The 3660-nt window shown below is 39.9% G+C and carries 4 protein-coding genes and 1 pseudogene; all 5 read right to left on the reverse strand.

Annotated features, from left to right (window positions below):
- Positions 1–80, reverse strand: a pseudogene (locus tag DWW13_RS20260) (heavy metal transporter); the annotation flags it as partial.
- Positions 81–139: 59 nt separating this feature from the next.
- On the reverse strand, positions 140–499 hold the full coding sequence (locus DWW13_RS17885; RefSeq protein ID WP_005330964.1) for an ArsR/SmtB family transcription factor: 360 nt from the start codon (positions 497–499) through the stop codon (positions 140–142).
- A gap of 131 nt (positions 500–630) precedes the next feature.
- Complete coding sequence (locus DWW13_RS17890) at positions 631–1068, reverse strand: PBECR4 domain-containing protein (RefSeq protein WP_025579809.1); 438 nt, start codon at positions 1066–1068, stop codon at positions 631–633.
- 1040 nt (positions 1069–2108) lie between these two features.
- Positions 2109–3449, reverse strand: coding sequence for a transposase (locus tag DWW13_RS17895; protein WP_243026196.1), 1341 nt, complete (start codon positions 3447–3449; stop codon positions 2109–2111).
- Positions 3450–3468: 19 nt separating this feature from the next.
- On the reverse strand, positions 3469–3660 hold a 192-nt coding region (locus DWW13_RS17900; protein WP_199674881.1), incomplete at its 5' end, for a transposase.

The following is a 3660-nucleotide window of genomic DNA, read 5'->3' on the forward strand; positions in this document are numbered from 1 at the left end:
TCCAACTCTCCGACTTCTTTTTCAATTTTTGCGGAACAATTTGGACAGTCCAACCCTTTTAATAGAAATATGCGTTTCATGATAATCTCCTTATAATTTGTTTAATTGTTCAATTACTCAACTATAATGTTAAAAAATATTATTTCTGCCAAAGATGCTCAAATCCCTTGTCAATAATCTCTTTCACATGATCATCTGCCAGTGAGTAGTAAACTATCTGTGCTTCTTTACGGAATTTTACCAGATTCGCAAGGCGTAATGCCTTTAACTGATGCGAAATTGCAGATTTTGTTACCCCCAGTAGCACTGCAAGATCACATACACACATCTCACTCTGTTCTAGAGCGTGTAAGATTTGTACTCTAGTTCCATCTCCAAATAGCTTAAACAAAGAAGCCAACTGGATATAATCATCTTTTGGCTGCATCTTGGATTTCACATCATTCACAATATCCTCATGAATTACATCGCAATTACAAATATAAGACGTTTTTGGCATATATTCACCTCCAAATAATAATAGTTGAACAATTACTCAACTATTATTATACTTATTTTTAAATTCATGTCAATAAGCTGATGTTAGTTCCCCATAAATTTTACAATTAAAACCAGCTCTTTATTCTTTTCTTAATCTTTTTTCCCAGTATACCGTTTTGGCTTTCTTGTCACACTTCCAGTAAATTCCAAATTTGTAACGCTGAGTTTATATGTAATTGTCATGGTTTCCATATTTTTTAGAACACATACCATTTCATTCGTTAATTCCGGCAAGCGTTTTAAACACGGAAGTTTCCTTTTGGCATTTGCATATACATGTCTTGCGTCAAAATAGAACTGATTATTTGTAAGAATAGATTTTTTTGCATTCTTATAAAAATCCTTGGTCGAAAGTCTTGTCTCCACTCCTGTTAAATGTAGAAAGTGATCTATTGGAAAAGAAACTTCAAAATATTCATCTCCACAAACATACAGAAATGTTTTACCTGCCAAATTTTGGAAATATACGATTTCCGCCTCTGTAATACCTTGTCGTATTGCGTTTTTCTTATCTACCTTTGTTGCCACTTATACCTCACATGCAAAAAAGAGTGTGCATTAAACCACACTCTTCTGAGAATTACTTTTGTAAAAGAGTTTTCTGCTGGTTGTCAGCCTCGGTACCCAGTTAAGATACCCATAACGACGTGAAAATCATTAAGTCCCCCACGTGGACTACAGCTTTATCCAAGCTGCCAGGCTCGATGCCCAGTTAAGACATCTAATGAGATGGAAGTTTACCCTGCTCCATCTGCAGCCCAACTTTTAATGATGCTCTTACATCGAGAACATTTCTGTTCTTGCTTTTATTATACTCAATCATAAAAAAATCAACACAGATTAGCAAATTATATTATTCCGATTCGATCTTCCAAAGGTGTAAATAAGGTGTAAATTTTACGTTTCTATCCAAGAAGCCCAATAAAATCAAGGCTTTTGCCCCGTCCCTTAAACACTGCCGTGGCAGATGAATAATATTTTTATCATTGTTTTGTTTCTCCTTGTTTTGCCCCGGAATGCCCTATTTTGCAAGGGATTCCGGGGTTATTGTAAAATGCTCTGAAATTACAGATTATGGCAAATCAGAGCAGAACCCTGCAAGTTGTTACTACCTGTTAGTAGTAAAATTAGTAGTAAAAGGGAAAGGGTTACTACTAAGGATTGTTTATTAAAAAAGCTGTTGTATCTACTGACACAACGTAAGTAGGTAATCCTCCGTATCTGTTTTTTTGTTTTTTATTCTGCTACAATCTCCTTTTTGTATAAGTACAGTCCTTTGACTGCCTGACATATACAAAAGATACGATATGAACAAATGAAATGTTAGTTTTTGTACGGAGTATCGTTCGCCATTATGTCTCTTTCACTGGAAGTAATCTGCTTTACCAGTTGGAAAAATCCCGTGAACCTCACATGACTAAAGCCACGTGCTTCCGGCCGCTTTAAGCGGCAGACCAAATATCGGCGGATACGCCTGTTACTTAGATTTTGCGCAGATATGTGCTTCTTCCCTGCCGGATACGGCAGGGTTCCACATAACAGGGAATCCACTGCATATCTGCCTGTGTTTATGCTGCTTTACGCAGTTCCATTTCTGAAATCAGTTCTCTCAGATCTGCATAACCACATGAGGTTCTACGCTTTACTGCAGGAACTTTTGCCTCCAGCAAAGACCTTTCCGTTTCCGGTAAGGGTTTTAAAATTTCACGGATAAAATATCTTGCTCCGATATTATACGATGCCGACAAATCACAGTTGTATCTTTTTCCGGTCTGAAACGTACACAGACGGTGATCCCGTATATCACGGGCAATTTCTCCTGATCCATCAAAGGCAAGCCTGCTCGTGTTCCATGCACAGATTCGGGAAATTCGGATTCCCTTTCTGTGTGCCTGCTGTCCGCACCGTTTCTGGATATCACGTTTTCTCCACATCTGCAGTTTCTGCTTTTTCTTCCCGGAAAGTTTTCCTTTCATTTCCAGATATTCGAAAACAATCACATCTGCCTTATTTTCTGATGCATAAAAAACGATTTCCTTTGCAATTTTTCTGCCAAGCTCTGTATTCAGACGTTTTGCATATGCCCATCTTCCCTGCGCCTGACACGATCCATGTTCCCGCTGAAATCTTCGGATCCGTCCCAGCGCACGGTACATCCGGTCTTTGTCACTGGAAAAGTTAATAAACTTTCTTCCCAGGATAGTTCCGTCTGGACGCATGATGGTACAGACTGCATCCGTATTGATGCCGAGATCCACACTGCAGATCGTTTGTTCTTTGACAGGTGTCCGGTTTAAAGATACCTCTTCCGCATACGTAAAACGCAGGAAATATTTGTCGTGCTTTTTCTCCAACGTTGGCGCCGAAGCTTTTTTGCCCGACCAGTGTTTTCTTAAATATTCCATATCCGTATGTTTCAGCCGCGTAGCAAACCATTTCCAGTCATGGCCATCGTACAGTTTTAAAAAGGCCGCATCTTTCTCTTCTGTGTTTTCACGGTACATGATATCGTGGTAAAAAACAGGCATGGCATACTGTTCACTTTTCAGATACGGCTTTCCCGTTTTCTCCCCCTCTGCTTTCCACTGTTCCAGACGCGTCCGATAAGAAGATACACTCCCAAGCGCATGCTGGACTGCCGCCCGTCTGAAATAGGATGGCATCTTGGGAAAGCAGAAATCAAAATCAAACCGGGCCGGATTCCGTTTCGTTGTATGCACCAGATGTTCCGCTGCATTGAAACGTTTCTTACTGTTCTCAATTTGGGCCAGTTCTTCCCATACAGATTCATACACTTTGACCAGATAGCGGACAGCAGAACGGTAAATCTCCAGTGTCTGGCGGATCGGAATATTCTGTTTTCGTAATTCTACACCATAACTGGATATGATTTTCATTCGCTTTTTCATTCGCTTTTTCCTCCGGGTTTTAACGGGATTTTTCCTTCTGCCCTTCTATGTAAGCAAGTACCTGTTCACGGCTCCGGTCACTGACCGTTACAACACAATAAGACGGATTCCACAAATGTCCTCCCCACAACTCTTTCTTTAGCTCTGGATGTAAAAGGAACATCTGGTGTGCAAGATTCCCCTTCATGATTTTGATCATGTCTGAAATATA

The sequence above is a fragment of the Blautia sp. AF14-40 genome (assembly GCF_003479665.1).
GTDB lineage: Bacteria > Bacillota > Clostridia > Lachnospirales > Lachnospiraceae > Fusicatenibacter > Fusicatenibacter saccharivorans.

Bases quoted from the DNA above. Each gene is read 5' to 3' on its own strand.
- DWW13_RS17885 (WP_005330964.1), bottom strand. From the start codon at position 499: ATGCCAAAAACGTCTTATATTTGTAATTGCGATGTAATTCATGAGGAT.
- DWW13_RS17895 (WP_243026196.1), bottom strand. From the start codon at position 3,449: ATGAAAAAGCGAATGAAAATCATATCCAGTTATGGTGTAGAATTACGA.